This window comes from Mesorhizobium sp. ES1-4, assembly GCF_020164745.1.
GTDB lineage: Bacteria > Pseudomonadota > Alphaproteobacteria > Rhizobiales > Rhizobiaceae > Mesorhizobium.
The window spans coordinates 346,692-362,845 of record NZ_JAIUGV010000007.1; the positions used below are offsets into that span (position 1 = coordinate 346,692).

Below are 16,154 nucleotides of genomic sequence, written 5' to 3' on the forward strand. Positions count from 1 at the left end.
TAGGGCGGCGTCTTTCGGGGCGCCGCCAACCCCCGCAGCATCGAGAGCGAGACATGACGCACCACAAGCAAGACGTCCGCCGCTTCCTGACCGACTATCGTGAAAAACATCCCGAGGACGTTATCACCATCGACCGACTGGTCTCGGACGATCAGGACGCGACGGCACTGATCTGGAACCTTGCGGACAAAGGCAAGCATCCGATGCTGCATCTGACCAATGTCAGTGGCATCGGCAGTCAGGTGCTCTGCAACATCTTCGCCTCGCGTGACCGTATCGCCCGTCTTCTCGGCTCGACTGCCGAAAACCTGCACAAAGCCTATCAGGCCCACTCCAACCGCCCGTTCACACCGGAGCTTCTGGAAAGCGGGCCAATCACCGAGGAGATCACTTCCGGCGATGCCGTCGATCTCCACGTGCTGCCGATGCTGAAGCATTTCGATACCGATCGCGCGAAATACATCACCAGCGGAATCATCATCGGCGAGCATCCGGAAACCGGGGCCGGCAATCTCAGCTACCACCGTGCGATGATCCATTCGAAGAATTCGCTGGCGACCTCGCTCCATTCGCGCGGGCATCTCTGGCGCCTGATGAACATGGCGAAGGAGAAGGGCAAATCCATGCCGGTCGCCATGGTGATCGGCGGCCATCCGCTCTTCATGCTCGCCGCCTCCGCGCGTCTTGCCTTCGGCGAGGACGAGCGCGACGTTGCCGGCGGGCTAATGGGCGAACCTTTGCAGGTCGTGCTGACGCCGAAGTACGGCATTCGCGTTCCCGCCCATGCCGAGATTGTGCTGGAAGGTGTGTTGGACCCCGAGGCTCATGTTGAGGAGGGGCCGTTCGGCGAGTTTACAGGCTACTCCTCCGACCGCTCGACCAACAACCTCTTCACTGTCGAAACCGTGATGCGCCGACGCGATGCCATGCTCGTCAGCGTCGCGGGCGGCAACTCGGCCGAACACCTCAACCTCGGCCGCGTGCCGCGCGAGGCGGAGGTGGTGGAGAAGCTGAAGGCCAGATTCCCCTCGATCACCGCCGTGCATTACCCGTCGTCGGGTACCCATTTCCACGCCTATGTCGCGATGAACCAGATGCGCGAGGGCGAGGCACGGCAAGTCATGCTCGGACTGCTCGGCTGGGATCAGTACCTCAAGACCGTGGTCGTCGTGGATGCGGATGTCGACATCACCCGCGACAGCGAAGTGCTTTGGGCGCTCGCCACCCATTTCCAGCCGCACCAGGACGTCGTCATCATCGAGGGTCTGCCCGGCAATGCGCTCGACCCGTCGGCGAGCGGCATCGGCACGACCTCCCGCATGGGCCTCGATGCGACGCGCGGACCAAACTTCCATGGCGTTCGCGCCCGGATCAGCGATGAGGCCTCGGCCCGCGCCGCGGCGCTCCTCAAAAGCGTGGGATAGGGCATGACGGCGCAGCCAAGACGCATGATTGTCGGCATTTCGGGAGCTTCCGGAGTGGTCTACGGAAAGCGGATTCTCGAAGTGCTGCGCGATCTCGAAATCGAGACGCATCTGATCATGTCACGGGCCGCCTGCATCACACTTGCGGCCGAGGCGGATTTTACGAAGCAGGACCTTGAGGCGCTCGCTACGACCACTCATTCCAACAAGGACATCGGCGCCGTCTGCTCATCCGGCTCCTACAAGACGCTCGGCATGATCGTAGCGCCCTGCTCGGTTAAAACACTGGCGGAGATTGCAACCGGCACGACGGACAACCTCCTATCCCGCGCCGCCGACGTTGTCTTGAAGGAGCGCCGCCGCCTCGTTCTCATGCTGCGCGAGACGCCGCTGCATCTCGGCCACATCCGCAACATGGCACAGATCACGGAGATGGGTGGTATCATATATCCGCCGGTTCCTGCATTCTATACCAGACCGCAAACCCTTGACGACATGGTCGACCATACCGTCGGCCGTGTGCTCGACCTTTTCGATCTCGACGCCGGCATCGTACGGCGCTGGCAGGGAGCTGGGGAGGTGGAATAGGAAGCTTCGGCGTCGCCCGCCAGATGGTTCTCGATGCGGCTGGTGCTTGGTCAGGGGTTCGACCTCATGCATGCCGGGCGAGCATTGCAGCGTCACGATACTGAAATTTTTTAGATGCGCCTACGTCGAAGGCTCTGTGTTCCCAAAATACGATGCCTCCTCGACATCGGGCGTTAGACCGGCGGCGCCACGACATTCCGGATGTCGGCGCCGCCGGTCGGTTCGACGCAGTGCTCGGCGGAGCAGGATTGCGTGTTCGCCGATTCGCGGGCAGGTCCAGCACTGCGCTACAGCAAGAATCTAAGGCATTCGAACCGACGCCAATCCTTGCTGCCGCTGCCGATGCGGCTGATGGCAGGGCTTGCGATCCTGAAGAACACATTCGGCCTGTCGAACAAGGAGCAGTGCGCCCGCTGGTTGGAGAACCCTTAATTCCAGTATCTTTGCGGCGAGGACTTCTTCCTGTCGCTTGGCATATAAATGCGTTTGCCTGGACGGCCTCGGCAATGCCAGACTCATCCAGTGCCGACGAGGCGCCCCAGTCAGGCGAGAATGCACCCGCTCCAGTCGATACGCGACCCACGTCCGCCGTGCGGTGATCTCGCCAAGCCTCCGACCAGCGCGGGCGATCTGGATGCCGATCTTGGCGCCACTCTCCTGACAAAAGGAGACAACCGACTGGAGAGAGGGTGTGATGATCTTCATATAGGCACAATCGGCCGATCTCTGCCGAGCTCTCAATGACTGGAACTGGGACTATCAAACCTTCTTCAACGAAATCGATCCCCCCGCCCCCCACTGCACTCCAGAGCACGAAGCCGCACATGAGGCCGAAGGGCGTAGTCTGGCCTTACGGGTTCAGGAGGAGCGCCGTGACTTGACCGTGTTCGTTGCCGAGCCCGGCGGCGATCTGGTCGAGATAAGCGCATTTACTCGGGGTAGCGGTAGGCACCTATAGCAGCTCTTATGTCCTAATCTTCAGAAGGAAATTGCATATGACCAGGCCGTTCTACCGACTTCCCGCTATTGCTCTGGCCGTAGTTTTTGGCGGAACCTTGGGGCAACTTGGCTCCGAGCCTGGCAATGCGGCCGCCGCAACACCTTTTGTCCCACCAAACAAGTTGCGGTAACTCGATTCAATCCTCGCATTCGCCGTTTCGGAGCCCCGTACAACCGATTCTGAACTCGTGGTTCCCGTTACAGTCGACACGCGGTTTGTCGCTTGCACGCGCTGCTATCATGCTGATGGCGAACGTGGCGAGCGAGGGAGACGATCATGGACCGCAGGCAGGAACGGCTTGAGAAACAAAAGCGCTATCAAAGGGGATACCGTGCTCGGAAAAAGCAGGAGCGCGCCCCGGAACGCGACGACATTGCTCGGGCGCTGCTCCACTACGCCATTGTCGAGAACCTGGAGCATGGGCGTCATCGCGAACTTGCCCGGCTGATCGAGTCCATCTCGGAACGGCTTGAGGAGCAGGGTTTTTGCGCGTCAGGCACACGGCAAGCTTGGCGCGATCTTGTGGTCCGATACGGTGAAGGCTGGAACTTCCAGCGGAAGCTGCACCTGATGGTCGCCAGCGATGACGAGGACGGTTCTGTTGGCTAGGTCGCCAGTCATCTTGAGGTTGTGGTTCGAGACTGAGCTTCAGTCCGATTATCCGTAACCCGGACCCGTCGCCTGCCTTCGTATCAAACGCCGTTGTCTCGTTGGTTGGCGTTCTCCCCATTACTCCGCCAAACAGCGTTTGAGATATGTGCGATTCATCCGCGCCAGCGAGGCCCGTGCTGCAGGCGCCCTTTGCGGGAGAGGTAAACATTGCCTGCGCTGTCCCGCGGATGGCCCTGGCTATCTGGACGCGCCCACGCCCTGCACCGTCAAAAGCACGTCCTGTCACCTGCTTTCGTCTCGCAGAGGCAGAAGCGGTCCCGTTCGTCTCTCTCGCCCAGGGTGAAGGGCGACGTTCCGGCCGCCAACGAAGGGGGCTTGATCGCGCCATGAGCAGCGGTTCGGATGTGTGTTCGAAACGCGGGAACGGGGCCGTAAAGCGGACCGGCAGGTTATTTCATGCTAAAAATCGACAGCAGACTCTCATGAGACGGAAACGTCCCAATCATTGAATCATGAATCTTGAGCTGAACGGCAGGCTCGCCGCTCCCACGGCCTTCGGGCTGATGCTGACGCGCGCCGACAGCGCTTCGATGTCGGGGAATTCCCGGCCGATGTCGTCGCACAGCGCCGTGGCGATCTTCTGCGGTGCATAGCTGGAGAGCACGACCGTCCTGAATTCGACAAACTGGGTCAGCGCGGAGATCGACGCTTTCAGGCGGTTGGAGCATTCCCCGAGCCATGCGCTGTAGGCCTCGCCGAGGTCAGGCCATTGCGGGCTGCTGCTCCAGATGATTTCGGACGGGCGCCCCCGCAGGGTCAGTTCGCTCTCCAGGCGCACAAGCCCATGATCGAAACTGGCGCTGGAATTTCCCTTGTAGATCTGATGGTTGAGGATGAGCCTGCTCTGCAGCCGTGCTCCGAGATAGAAGAACAGAAAGTCGTTCAGCGGCTTTGCGACGCCGAACATGCTTTCGCCGCCGGCCGCCGCGGTGATGTCGTTCTGCACGAAAACCGGCAGCTTGCTCTGTTCCTCGATCTCACCCTGCAAGGCCTTCAGCGAGGTGCTCGATCCGTTGCGGGTTGCGGCGATGGAGTCGACGTCGTCGGGAACAGCCAGGCCGATGCCGGCGACCCGGCTGCGCGCCTCGACCGGCAAGCTGCCCATGGCTTGTCTGATCGCGCCCAGCAGATCGCCGCTTTGCGGAAAGGGATTGGCGTCATCCGCCGGCAACTGGGTGTGGAAGCGCACGGTGCCGATGAAGTCGATAAGCGCGATGTCGATCCTGCGCCGGCTGAAGCCGACGCCAACCGCATAGGCGCCCTCCGGGTTGAGCGAAAGCGGGATGGTGGGGGGGCCGACGCGGCCGCGCTGCGCCTCGCCCTGCGAGACAAGGCCTTCCTGCTCGAGCGAGCGGACGATGACCGAAGCCGTCTGCGCCGACAGGCCGGTCTTCTCGCCGATTTCCATCCGCGAAATGCCCTCGTTCTGGAGCAGCAGCGACAGCACCAGCCGCTCATTGTAGCTGCGGACGCTCAATGCGTTCAGCCCGCTCGCACGATCGGCGATGCGCAAGGGGTTGGGTGGTGCGAATCTCATGTCAGGCAAGGGTCGCCCCATCGGTAAGAGCGCGTTGCCCGGCGGCGGTAAAGGCGCTCATGTCGAGCGGCTCCAGCCGATGGCATCGACAGCGCGGGCCAGCGCCGTGCCCAGCATCCTGTGGGCGTCCTCATCGATGTGAAAGCCGTCCGCCTCGCTGCAGGACACCACCGAGCCGGCATCGAAGAAGTGGAGTTCGAGCGAGTCGGCCAGAACCTCGAATTCGAGCGCGAGCAGGCGCGATTTCTCGGGCGCGCCGGCGAAGATGGACTTCCATTCCTTGACGTCGTCTTGCATCGGCGGTGGCGCCACGATCATGATTTCGGGCGTGGTGCCGCTCGGACCGGGCGCCAGTTCCTTGATGTCGTAGACGAGGCAGCCGATACCCATCGCCACTTCCGACGGCGGCTTGTTGAAGCGGATCTTCAGGTCGTTGGTGCCGAGCATGATGATGACGAGATCAAGCGTCGCATGGCTCTGCAGACAGGGGCGAAGATAGGTCCGGCCGTTCTTGTGCGCGCCCTCGATCGGATCGTCGTGGACCGTGGTGCGGCCGCTCAAGCCCTCCTCGATGACATACCAATTGGGGCCGAGCTGGGCGCGCAGTATTCCCGGCCAGCGCGCATCCGGACCGTAGCGCTCGAGCGGCCCCTTGCCGGGGATCTGGCCGTGCGTGTTGGAGTCGCCGTAGCACAAGACTGATCGCATGTTTCTTCCCGCCGGGACTGACCGCGCGCCGACGCGGGCGAGCGCCCTTCATGATGGATAGCGGAGCGGTGAAAGGCAAGCAAGGGAATAGTCATTCAACATGACTAACTATTGACAGGCCAAATCCGCTGTGCTTCTAAAGTGCCCGGAGGAGTTCTCGGCCGTCATCATCGTCCAGCCCTGGTTGGACCTCGACACGCAGGTGTTCGGGGGCGGAGATCTGCGTGCATCGGTCGGTTTGCGACGACGAGCATGCATCGGGAGAGCGTCTCGCGGCCCGTGCGCATCCGTACGGCCGGAGCAACCACAAGGAGGAGTTCAATGTTAGGATTGCTGAAAACCGTCGGTCTGGGAGTGATCTTCGCGTCCGCGCTTGCCGCCACGTCCCTGGCGCATGCCGAAGACGTCAAGCTGATGGACGGCGTGACGCCGCGCCCCGACGACACGCGCATGACCGCGGCCGGTGCGTTCAAGAAAGATCCGCCCTGGGTCATCGGGATGAGCGACTTTGGCGTCAACGCGAACACCTGGACGGTGCAGGTGGCGCACGAGGCCGAGAATGCCGCGGCCAAGGACAAGCGCATCTCGAAATTCATCCTGCTCGATGCCGGCTTCGACCAGAAGAAGCAGGTCGCCGACATCGAGGACCTGATCGCGCAGCATGTCGACGCGATCATCGTCCAGCCGGTAACCAGCACGTCGGCCAATGCCAGCATCGCCAAGGCGGTCGCCGCCGGCATCCCCGTCATCCTTCATACCGGCCGCATCGATTCGGATGCCTACACCACCGAAATCCAGGGCGGCGCCGAGCATTTCGGCAAGGTGATGGGCGACTGGCTGGTGAAGACCGTCGGCGACAATGGCAAGATCTGGGTGCTGCGCGGCCTCGCCGGTCATCCGGAAGACACCAACCGCTACAACGGCCTCCTGGAATCGCTCAAGGGCACGCATGTGCAGATTATCGCCGAGGAGCATGGCGACTGGCAGTACGACAAGGCCAAGAAGCTGTGCGAGACGCTCTACCTGAACAATCCGCAGGTCGACGGCATCTGGTCGTCCGGCGCCGACATGACACGCGCCTGCGTCGATGTGTTCAAGCAGTTCGGCACGCCCATTCCACCGATCTCGGGCGAGGGCAACAATGGCTATTTCGGACAGTGGATCACCGACGGCTTCAAGTCGATCTCGCCCGAATACAGCCCCGCCCAGGGGGCAGCCGGTGTACGCGCCGCCGTTGCGCTGCTCGAAGGCCAGCAGCTCTACAAGCGCTACGTTTACAACCCCGACGGCTGGGACAAGGACAAGGCGGCCAAATACTATCGCGACGACCTGACGGCCAATGTCTGGTGGCCGAGCGAACTGCCCGAGGACAAGCTCAAGGAATACTACGGCAAGAAGTGACGGCGCCGGGGCCGGCGGGGGGTGCCACCAATCCCCCCGACGTTCCATGTGTTGAAGCCGGTTCGTTCGAGGATTTCGTGACCAATCTTATCGAGATGTCCCATATTTCAAAGGCATTCGGCGGGAGCAAGGCGCTTCACTCCGTTTCCCTCGATCTTAAGGCGGGCAGCGTTCACGCCCTGATGGGAGAGAACGGCGCCGGAAAATCGACGTTGATGAAGATCCTGGCGGGCGTGCATCAGCCCGATTCCGGCGAAATCTTCATGAACGGGGAGAAGCTCGACCTGAAGTCACCGCGCGCCGCGCTGGATGCCGGCATCTCGACCGTGTTCCAGGAGCATTTGCTGCTGCCCAACCTGTCGATCGCCGAGAACATGTTTCTCGGCCGGGAGCCGATAGGCCGGTTCGGCGCGATCGACTATCCCGCCATGAACAGCCAGACGGCCAAGGCCCTTGCCGAACTCGGTCTCACGCTCGACCCGTCGCAACTCGTTTCCAACCTGACCATAGCCGAGCGGCAATTCGTCGAGATCGCGCATTGCATCCAGGCCGATGCCAGCGTGCTCATTCTCGACGAACCGACGGCGGCGCTCAACGCGGCCGATGTCGATGTGCTCAACCGCAACATCCGCCGGCTGCGCGATAAGGGAAAGGCCATCGTCTACATCTCGCATCGCATGGAGGAGATCTTCGAGCTCTGCGACACGGTGACGGTGCTGAAGGACGGCGCACTGGTCGGCACAAGAATGGTGTCCGAGATCACCACCGACGAACTCATCGCCATGATGGTCGGACGCGAACTCCAGGACCTTTTTCCCGATCGCACGGATGACAAAGGCGACGAGATCTTGCGCGTCGAGAACCTCAGGATCACCGAGACATCGCAGCCACTGTCGCTGACATTGCACAAGGGCGAGATCGTCGCCCTGGCCGGGCTGGAGGGGCAGGGCCAGCAGCGCTTCCTGCGATCGCTGATCGGCCGCTATCACCCCTTCGCCGGGACGATTTCCATCAACGGCAAAGCGCTGCAAATGCCGCTCCCGGCATCATCAGGCGTTCGCCATTTGCAGCAGCTGAAGGTCGGCTTCGTTCCCGAGGACCGCAAGGAAGAGGGGCTCTTCCTCGCCTTGCCGATCGCCCACAACATCGCCATCGGATTGCATTCAAGGCGATCCGAACTCGCGCCGGCGCGACCGTATCGGAACGTCATCGCCCGCATGATGGAGGTTATGAACATAAAGGCGGCTGGGCTGTCGACTCCGGTCGGCTCCCTGTCGGGCGGCAACCAGCAAAAGGTCCTGCTCGGCCGCTACCTGGCCGCCGATCTAGATCTTCTCCTGGTCGAGGAGCCGACCCGCGGCGTCGACATCGGCGCCAAGTCCGAGATCTACCACCTGCTGCGCGACTTCACCCGCAAGGGCGGCGCCGTGCTGGTGCTGTCGCGCGAGACGATTGAACTGATCGGGCTTTGCGACCGCATCTACGTCGTCCACCACGACACGATCGTTGCCGAAATGCCGGCAGCGCAGGCGACCGAGCACAAGATTCTCGACGCGGCCCTGACGGGCGGCTCCGCGCGCCAGCATTAGGGGCTGCCATGTATCGTTCGCTTTTCAACATCCTGAGCGGCCGCAACACACGGCAGGGCCTGTGGGGCCTGCCGCTGCTGGTCGCCCTGCTCATTTCGCTGTGGCTGACCGTTCAGACGCGCGAGTTCGCGACGACCGAGAACCTCTTCAACCTGGTTGCCCAGGCGATGCCGCTGATCATCGCGGCGCTCGGTCAACTCGTCGTCGTGCTCATTGGCGGGCTCGACCTGTCGGTCGGCTCGGTCATCAGCTTCACCACCGCGGTGCTGGCGCTAGGCCAGCCGGCGATCCTGCTGATCCCGGCGGTCTTCCTGCTGGCCGCGATGATCGGGCTGATCAACGGCCTGGCGATCACCCGCTTCAACGTCCATCCGATCATCGCGACGCTGTCGACGCAGTACATCGTGCTCGGCATCACGCGCATCCTGCGTCCGGTCTCCGGCGGCGCCGTGCCGGGGATCGTCATCGATGCCGTCTCGGGCAGTCTGCTTGGCATCCCGTATCCGGTTTTCTGGGGTGCCGTCGTGATCCTGGCGGCCTGGAAGCTGCTCTACGGATCGCGCTACGGGCTGCATCTGTTCGCGATCGGCGGCGGCATCGCTTCGGGCGCCGAAAGTGCCGCCCGCAATTTCGGTGTCTCCGACCGCCGCAACATCATCCTTGCCTATGTCGTCTGTTCCTGTTTCGCGGCCGTTGCCGGTGTTTTTCTGGCCGGGCGCATCGTTTCGGGCGATCCGAATGTCGGGCTGCTTTTCGAACTCGACACGGTCACCGCCGTGGCGCTTGGAGGCACGCAGCTCTCCGGCGGCATCGGCAGCTTGCACGGCACTGTGATCGGCTCGCTGGTCATGGCGCTGCTGGCCAATGGCATGAACCTCGCCAACATCTCGCCCTTTGTCCAGACCGCGATCAAGGGCGGCATCTTGCTGGCGGTGGTCGGGCTGCAATCCCGCAAGAAAATGGGGCTCTGAGCGATGGCTGCCGTACTCGCAAATCCGATTGCCCGGCGTCTGCTGCGCATACCGCCGTCCTATTTGGTCTTCCTGGTGCTTCTGGCCACGCTGTGGATCGCGCGGCCGAACATGCTCAACCTCAACATCATGGGCATCTTCATCAGGCAGATCGTTCCGCTCGGCATCCTGGTGCTGGGGCAGCTCGTGGTCATGCGGGTGAAGTCGATCGACCTCTCCGGCGGCGGCATCATCCTCCTGATCAACTACTTCATCTCGTCGGGCAGTTTCCCGGGCGCATCGCTGCCCTTCTTCGTGGCGCTGGCGCTCGCCACCGGCCTCGCCATCGGCCTGTTCAACGGCTTCATGATCGGCAACCGCCGGGTGTCGGCCGTCATCGTCACGCTGGCCGTCAGCATCATCCTGGTCGGGCTGGTGCAGTTCCTGTCGAGCGGCAATCCGCCCGGCGACGTGCCGAAGCTGTTCAACGACCTCTACAATACGAAATTCCTGTCGGTTCCGACGCCGGTGCTGTTCTGGATCCTGCTGACCGCCTTGGTGTGGCTGCTTCTGTCGCGGACCGTGTTTGGCCGCTACGTCGCCTCGGTCGGGGAGAATGCCGAAGCCGCTCATTTTTCCGGCGTGCCGGTCCAGCGCACGGTCATTCTGGCGCACACGCTGGCTGGCCTGATCGCGTCGATCGCGGCGCTGGTGCAGACCGGTTCGATCGCAGTCGGCAGTGTCCGGGTCGGTCTCGACCTGCCGATCCTGGCCGTCGCCGCGACCATCCTCGGCGGCGTCGTCTTCGGCCGTGGCGACGGTGGCGTCTGGGGTCCCTTCTTCGGCGCACTGTGTTTTGCGCTGCTGTTCGTGGTGATGACGGTGCTCGGCATCGACGAGCCGGGCAAGCTCATCGCCCAGGGCGTCATCATCCTCGGCGCGGCGATCTTCTACGGAGTGCGCGTGCGAACCACCTGACTGAAACAGTGAAAGGCAAGGCTGCGCCTGCCTTGTCCGGATCGATCAATCGCGCTTTCAGACAATTGGCAAACAGATGGAGAGACATGGATGTCACCACCAAAAAACATCATGTGCTACGGCGACTCGCTGACTTGGGGCTGGGTTCCGGTCAAGGAAGGATCACCCACCTACCGCTACCCTTATGACCAGCGCTGGACAGGCGTCATGGCGGCTACGCTGGGAGCGGGCTATCACATCATCGAGGAAGGCTTGAGCGCGCGCACGACCTGTCTCGACGACCCCAACGATCCGCGCCTGAACGGCGCCAGCTACCTGCCGTCGGCCATCGCCAGCCATCTGCCGCTGGACCTGGTCATCGTGATGCTCGGCACCAATGACACGAAATCCTATTTCCGCCGGACGCCTTACGAGATCGCCAATGGAATGGCGAAACTGGTCGGCCAGATCCTGACCAGCGCCGGCGGCGTCGGCACGCCCTATCCAGCCCCGACGGCGCTGGTCATCGCGCCGCCACCGCTGACCCCGATGCCCGATCCTTGGTTCGAGGGCATGTTTGGGGGCGGTCACGAAAAGTCCAGGGATCTGGCCAGGCAGTACAAGGCGATGGCCGATTTCATGAAGATCGACTTCCTGAACGCTGGCGATTTCGTCACCACGGACGGTGTCGACGGCATCCATTTCACCGCCGCGAACAACGCCGATCTGGGGCGCGCGGTCGCCGACAAGGTCAGGTCGATCCTCGAGCGGGGCAAGGTCAGCACCGCCGCCTGAAGCCGCCGCGCCGCCGGCTTGCGGCACACAGGCCGCGGAGCGCAGGTGTATCGCGACTTCCTCCCGCGATACACGAATGCGGGGCCGGACGGTGAGTTCGGTCCCGCATGGCTGTCTTTGTGTGCGGCGACATGCTCCGGCCACGTCCGCTTCCAAGCAGCAGCAACTCGTGCGTCGCCGGCCGATATGCGGCCGTTTCGAGGCCACCAGCGGTGCAGGCGCGGCGATTGGCGGCGGTCGTTTCAACCGGCCAGGCATCGAAGCACCTTATCTGTCCCGTTGGACCCCTCTGTGATCGCCGCACCGTTCTTCGCACCACCATAGTGCTCCACCTCGCTCCCGGCGCGAATTGGTCACACCGATCACTGCAGCTCTGGAGGCGGGCGTTCTCGTTCGGGTGCTAGAATGTTCCACTCAGGTTTCGACCGGCGTGTCGACGGTCGTGCCCCATTCCGCCCATGAGCCGTAATAGATCGTGGTGCTGCGGTAGCCCAGGAGCTGGTGCAGCGCGAACCAAGCCTGAGCCGCCCGGTTGCCGATCGTGCAATAGCTGACGATCTCGGCTTCCGGGGCGATATGATGTTCCGCCAAGACCGTCTGCATTTCGTCGATGCTTTTGAAATCGCATTGCGTTGTTCGCAGGAGCTCGATGGGAAGATGGACGGCGCCGGGATGTGCCCGGACCGCCCAGAGGGCTGACGAGCGCCCGATGGCCAGAAGCGTTCCCCGGTATATTCGGCGTTCGAACGCGTATCGAGGATCAGCGGCCCAGACCGGCCGATCGCCAGGTCATCCCTGGATGAACAAAACACGCGTTTGTCGGAAAGCAGATATTGCGAAGGCTGAGGGGCAGGAACGGCACTGGACCAGTCATACCCGGCCGTCCGCCACTGCTCACGAGGCCCGTCCAGCAGTTTGACGCGCTCATGCCCAAGCGACTTCAGCAGCCCGAGATGCGCTGCGTAGCCGTAGACCACGACCGTTGTCTCGACGGCTATACCCGACCGGCATAGCAGCTTCTGCATTTCGGTTGCATCGATCGGGCGGAAGTCGGCATGCCGAAGGTCGGCATAGGCATTCCACAGGATGGCGCCGGGGACGTGGCCACCATCGTAAGCCGCCGCGCTGACATCGATCTCCACGACGCGCAGCAGCGGGTCCTGAAGGTGCGCCGCGAGCCAGGCGGCATCGAATGCGCGAATCGAGCGAGTTCCTGATGGGTTCCATCTTTCATCTCCGGTATGGCGCTTGATTTCTATACAACCAACATGGGCCGCGGCGACGTGGGCGCCGGACCAAGGTACGGTCTGTAGTACTTGCGAGCGGGCGGTGGCGGCGTTATTGCAGGACGTTACCAGGCCAAACGCGTACGAATGCTTTGCCGGCTTGGTGCTGGGCCTTGCGCACGCTCTCAGCATCCAGAGCGTCATATTCGCAGATCATGCGGAGCCGGTCGGCGGCCAGCACACTGCGGCCCCATGTAACTCCGTACATCTCAAGGCACGGCTTCTCGCGGATGACGTCGGCATTAATGTCTTACGTCGCCTTCGACTTCGAGCAGGCAGCGGCCGGTATTGGCCAACTGCCGGCAGCGCATAAGCTCGTCGGTGCGCCGGCTAATCTCCTCGGCGCGCAATATTGCCTCCTGCGCCGCGAGTGTGTCGTTCGAGTGTTGGGTCCACCACGATATCATGTGCCACCCCAACACCGCATCGTCGCGAAGACCCATGAGCTCGGCCGTTTCAACGGCGCGCCTGATTTCGGCGAAAAGTTCGGGTTGCGGTCTGAGGCCAGGCCGCTGGCCGGCGAATACCTTCACCCTGAGCAGCGAGATGTGTGAATGGGCCCGATCGGCGCTGGAACCGAGTTGCGCGAGATGGCCGAGGCCGTGGTTGGCCGCGTCGATAGCCGCCGCCTTGGCGAAAAGCCGTAGACAGTGCTCGCCCGCCGCAATCGACGCTTCGACCGCCAGCATATGATCGCTGGCGGCACCGGCGTGGTATGCCAATTCACCCGCCAGCGTCTGGTCGCGTTGTGCCGCGCTGCCCAGTGCACGTGCGATTTGGCGGTGGATCAGTCGGCGGTGCGGCTGGGACAGGCCACGGTAGGTGGTTTGCCGGATCAAATCATGTGCAAAATCGAAGCGTCCATCGGCGGCTGGCCTCAGGAGACCGCGCCGTTCCAGGCGGTTTATCCGCTCGATCAGCTGTGGCTCGGGAAGGTCCATGGCGATGCCGAGAAGCTCGGGCTTGATATCCCTTGTCGTGGCGGAAGCAAAGACTATGAGATCGCGCTCCGGCGCATCAAGCCTTGCGATCCGATCGGCGATGATCGCCTCGATATCGCGCCCCACAGCCTGCGGCCGGCCGGCTCTGGCAAGTTCGACTAGGAACAACGGATTTCCCCCACTTTGCCGAACCGCTGTCGCCACTTCGTCCTCGCCGGCGTCGGCCGCAAAAAACTCTGCCGCCTCTTTCGCGCCGAGCGGTGAGAGCTGGACGCGCTGCAACGCATCGTCGTGTGCGATGGCGCTGAGAGTCCGTTTGCACCAGGGATTGTCTTCAATCTCGTCCGCGCGCGCAGCGCCGATGAAGAGCACGCGACCTTCCGAGCGTGTGGCTCGCAACACATAATGCAGCAAGGAAGACGATCCTTCGTCGATCCACTGCAGATCGTCGAAGATGAGCACAATAGGGCATCGCACGGTTTCCGCGCGGATGAGATCCGTAACTGCTGCCAAGAGGCGAGTTCGGCCGCCGCCATCGTCTGCCGACAAGTCGCCATCGGCACCGAATCGCGATCCAAGACGTTGCGAGGCCGGATCGACGACATCCGCGATCAAAGAGCCAAGCGCATCTGTCCAACTGCCATAAGGGCGTACCGCCTCTGCCTCGAAGCAGCGCGCGCCAATGACCTTGGCGCCTTTCCGTTTCGTCTCCTCGGCGACCATTTGAAGCAACCTCGACTTGCCTATGCCAGGCTCGCCGAGGAACAGCATCGCTGCCGGCGGCTTGCCCTGCAGCAACGCGCCAATCGAAGCGGTTACCATCTGTCGTTCGTCGAAGCGCCCGACCAGCCCGGCCACCTTGGCCAAAGGCAGGCGCGGGCCGAGTGCAGGCGATCCGGTCTGCGTGCTGGACCACGGCTGTCCACGCCGCGGCGCCGGCGGGCTCAATTCGCCGAGCAGTGGCGCGGCCAATTCGCGGCGCAACATGCTCCGCGCATATTGATAATGGTCTTCGGCGTCCTTGCGACGCCCAAGCGCGGCAAGCAGGTTGACGAGCCGGGCGTGAGCGCTCTCGGAGAGCGGGTCGGCGGCGACCATGGCTCGAACGTAGGGCAGCGCGCGCTCGGGGTTGTCGTCGAGCCGCTCGACGACAAGCGCCATACTTGGCGCCGCAATGCGTCCCAGCGCTCGCGTTCGGCCAAGCACCAGTGATGAAACCGGTAGCACGAGGGCAGATCGAGGCCGTCGAGTAATTCCCCCTGCAGCAGCGCTGCAGCGTTTTCGAGATCATCGAGTGCGGCTGCTTGCGCACCACCCAGCAGCAGATGGCCGAGGCTTTGTACATCAATCTGTGCGTTGCCCGCCAAAAACGTGACGTGTTCCCGATCTACACCGACAATTCCGTCGAAGGCTACCACATCCCTGGCACGCATCCCTCGTTCTACGCTGCCATCGACTTCGAGGCTTTCCAGACCACCGCCCATCCCGGTTATGTCCGGATGACCGCACCGCCGAAAGACGGTCTGTTCTATCGCGGCAAATGGCTTTGGATGTGGCCGAACTGGACGCTGTCGCTTTTCGATGGCGGCATGAACGTTAGCCGGATCAATCCGACCTCACCGCATCACACAGACCAGCATTACCATTTCTTCTTTGCCGATATCGCTGCTGAAGCATCCGAGAGCAGGGCGAAATCTGTGCAAGGCACTCTGGCCGTGGTACGCGAGGACTACACCATCTGCGCCGATACGCATCGCAACTATGCCGCAGGGGCGTATAGCTCCGCCCGCTGTCGGGGCGGCATGAGCGGGGAGTGCAGTATTTCCAGGAACGGGTCGCTGCGGCACTGGGGCTGTGACGGGCCCTGGCGTCATTGTCCGCCGTTGAGTGCTCCGGCTCGGCGCCGGCACGAGAGCCCCCGGCCAGTCGAGGGTATAGAGCGGGCACGGTAAGACGAGTTACGAGCGTCGCGGCAGTCGGAGCCCGCTCAATGCGGAGAGCAGATCGGCGAACGCGGCTTTGGCGACCAAGTTTAGCGGGCGCTTACCGGCCGGACCCTTGACGGCTGGAACGGGGCGGTCAGACTGCTCTCGCCCCAATCCAAACGTTCTTGCATTTGGAAGTCAGTATTGAATCTGAAGGGCCAACCAGGCACAGGGCATCAATCCAATGCCATTCCGCAGTTCGGCATCTAGTCTGTACGCGCGTTGGCGGAGAGGATTGCGCAGCCTGTGTGTTAGGTTCTAAGGACATAAGTCTCAGAGGATGACTCCGAGATGACCGGTTGCGTCAAATACGAATATGCC

15 protein-coding genes and 1 pseudogene are annotated in these 16,154 nt (G+C 62.6%); 10 read left to right on the top strand and 6 right to left on the bottom strand.

Going from position 1 to position 16,154, the window contains the following annotated elements; translation table 11 throughout:
• Positions 1–53: 53 nt before the first annotated feature.
• From LB556_RS16235 to LB556_RS16250, 4 genes are all read left to right on the top strand, one after another.
• A complete protein-coding gene (locus LB556_RS16235; protein ID WP_224568655.1) occupies positions 54–1,424 on the top strand; it encodes a UbiD family decarboxylase in 1,371 nt (456 codons plus the stop codon).
• Positions 1,425–1,427: 3 nt separating this feature from the next.
• Entirely contained in the window at positions 1,428–2,012 is a 585-nt protein-coding gene (locus LB556_RS16240; RefSeq protein WP_224568658.1) for a UbiX family flavin prenyltransferase, read from the top strand.
• 201 nt (positions 2,013–2,213) lie between these two features.
• Positions 2,214–2,444, top strand: a complete 231-nt coding sequence (locus LB556_RS16245; RefSeq protein WP_224568728.1) for a hypothetical protein — start codon at positions 2,214–2,216, stop codon at positions 2,442–2,444.
• An 844-nt stretch (positions 2,445–3,288) separates the two neighbouring features.
• Positions 3,289–3,621 (top strand): hypothetical protein, encoded by a 333-nt coding sequence (locus LB556_RS16250; protein WP_224568660.1) that lies wholly within the window; start codon positions 3,289–3,291, stop codon positions 3,619–3,621.
• A 505-nt stretch (positions 3,622–4,126) separates the two neighbouring features.
• On the opposite strand, the gene LB556_RS16255 is transcribed toward LB556_RS16250, so the two are convergent.
• Together LB556_RS16255 and LB556_RS16260 are read right to left on the bottom strand one after the other, a co-directional pair.
• The gene (locus LB556_RS16255; protein ID WP_224568723.1) at positions 4,127–5,221 is read right to left on the bottom strand and encodes an ROK family transcriptional regulator; all 1,095 of its coding nucleotides are present in this window, start codon (positions 5,219–5,221) and stop codon (positions 4,127–4,129) included.
• A gap of 57 nt (positions 5,222–5,278) precedes the next feature.
• Complete coding sequence (locus LB556_RS16260) at positions 5,279–5,929, bottom strand: SGNH/GDSL hydrolase family protein (protein ID WP_224568662.1); 651 nt, start codon at positions 5,927–5,929, stop codon at positions 5,279–5,281.
• Between the two features lie 321 nt (positions 5,930–6,250).
• Here LB556_RS16260 and LB556_RS16265 point away from each other — a divergent pair, with 321 nt between their 5' ends.
• The 5 genes from LB556_RS16265 to LB556_RS16285 all read left to right on the top strand — a co-directional run bounded on the left by LB556_RS16265 (position 6,251) and on the right by LB556_RS16285 (position 11,621).
• The gene (locus LB556_RS16265) at positions 6,251–7,330 is read left to right on the top strand and encodes a substrate-binding domain-containing protein (RefSeq protein ID WP_140889226.1); all 1,080 of its coding nucleotides are present in this window, start codon (positions 6,251–6,253) and stop codon (positions 7,328–7,330) included.
• Positions 7,331–7,407: 77 nt separating this feature from the next.
• Positions 7,408–8,919: a sugar ABC transporter ATP-binding protein gene (locus LB556_RS16270; protein WP_224568664.1), complete on the top strand. Its 1,512-nt coding sequence runs from the start codon at positions 7,408–7,410 to the stop codon at positions 8,917–8,919.
• A gap of 8 nt (positions 8,920–8,927) precedes the next feature.
• Complete coding sequence (locus LB556_RS16275) at positions 8,928–9,890, top strand: ABC transporter permease (RefSeq protein WP_224568666.1); 963 nt, start codon at positions 8,928–8,930, stop codon at positions 9,888–9,890.
• 3 nt (positions 9,891–9,893) lie between these two features.
• Positions 9,894–10,847 carry an ABC transporter permease gene (locus tag LB556_RS16280; protein WP_224568668.1) on the top strand — a complete coding sequence of 318 codons (954 nt, stop codon included), beginning with the start codon at positions 9,894–9,896 and terminating at the stop codon, positions 10,845–10,847.
• Between the two features lie 90 nt (positions 10,848–10,937).
• On the top strand, positions 10,938–11,621 hold the full coding sequence (locus LB556_RS16285; protein ID WP_224568670.1) for an SGNH/GDSL hydrolase family protein: 684 nt from the start codon (positions 10,938–10,940) through the stop codon (positions 11,619–11,621).
• A gap of 414 nt (positions 11,622–12,035) precedes the next feature.
• On the opposite strand, the gene LB556_RS16290 is transcribed toward LB556_RS16285, so the two are convergent.
• The 4 genes and pseudogenes from LB556_RS16290 to LB556_RS16305 form a co-directional block, all read right to left on the bottom strand.
• Complete coding sequence (locus LB556_RS16290; protein ID WP_318011291.1) at positions 12,036–12,356, bottom strand: sulfurtransferase; 321 nt, start codon at positions 12,354–12,356, stop codon at positions 12,036–12,038.
• A 206-nt stretch (positions 12,357–12,562) separates the two neighbouring features.
• Positions 12,563–12,763: pseudogene (locus tag LB556_RS32005) on the bottom strand (hypothetical protein); the annotation flags it as partial.
• 196 nt (positions 12,764–12,959) lie between these two features.
• On the bottom strand, positions 12,960–13,115 hold the full coding sequence (locus LB556_RS32010; RefSeq protein ID WP_224568672.1) for a nickel-binding protein: 156 nt from the start codon (positions 13,113–13,115) through the stop codon (positions 12,960–12,962).
• A 34-nt stretch (positions 13,116–13,149) separates the two neighbouring features.
• The gene (locus LB556_RS16305; protein ID WP_224568673.1) at positions 13,150–15,009 is read right to left on the bottom strand and encodes an AAA family ATPase; all 1,860 of its coding nucleotides are present in this window, start codon (positions 15,007–15,009) and stop codon (positions 13,150–13,152) included.
• A gap of 143 nt (positions 15,010–15,152) precedes the next feature.
• Here LB556_RS16305 and LB556_RS16310 point away from each other — a divergent pair, with 143 nt between their 5' ends.
• On the top strand, positions 15,153–15,800 hold the full coding sequence (locus tag LB556_RS16310) for an SRPBCC family protein (protein ID WP_224568675.1): 648 nt from the start codon (positions 15,153–15,155) through the stop codon (positions 15,798–15,800).
• The last annotated feature ends 354 nt before the right edge of the window (positions 15,801–16,154 follow it).

Coding starts and splice junctions, on each gene's coding strand:
- LB556_RS16305 (WP_224568673.1), bottom strand. CDS start 15,009: ATGGCGCTTGTCGTCGAGCGGCTCGACGACAACCCCGAGCGCGCGCTG.
- LB556_RS16285 (WP_224568670.1), top strand. CDS start 10,938: ATGTCACCACCAAAAAACATCATGTGCTACGGCGACTCGCTGACTTGG.
- LB556_RS16240 (WP_224568658.1), top strand. CDS start 1,428: ATGACGGCGCAGCCAAGACGCATGATTGTCGGCATTTCGGGAGCTTCC.
- LB556_RS16260 (WP_224568662.1), bottom strand. CDS start 5,929: ATGCGATCAGTCTTGTGCTACGGCGACTCCAACACGCACGGCCAGATC.
- LB556_RS16255 (WP_224568723.1), bottom strand. CDS start 5,221: ATGAGATTCGCACCACCCAACCCCTTGCGCATCGCCGATCGTGCGAGC.
- LB556_RS16235 (WP_224568655.1), top strand. CDS start 54: ATGACGCACCACAAGCAAGACGTCCGCCGCTTCCTGACCGACTATCGT.
- LB556_RS16245 (WP_224568728.1), top strand. CDS start 2,214: ATGTCGGCGCCGCCGGTCGGTTCGACGCAGTGCTCGGCGGAGCAGGAT.
- LB556_RS16280 (WP_224568668.1), top strand. CDS start 9,894: ATGGCTGCCGTACTCGCAAATCCGATTGCCCGGCGTCTGCTGCGCATA.
- LB556_RS32010 (WP_224568672.1), bottom strand. CDS start 13,115: ATGTACGGAGTTACATGGGGCCGCAGTGTGCTGGCCGCCGACCGGCTC.
- LB556_RS16275 (WP_224568666.1), top strand. CDS start 8,928: ATGTATCGTTCGCTTTTCAACATCCTGAGCGGCCGCAACACACGGCAG.
- LB556_RS16250 (WP_224568660.1), top strand. CDS start 3,289: ATGGACCGCAGGCAGGAACGGCTTGAGAAACAAAAGCGCTATCAAAGG.
- LB556_RS16265 (WP_140889226.1), top strand. CDS start 6,251: ATGTTAGGATTGCTGAAAACCGTCGGTCTGGGAGTGATCTTCGCGTCC.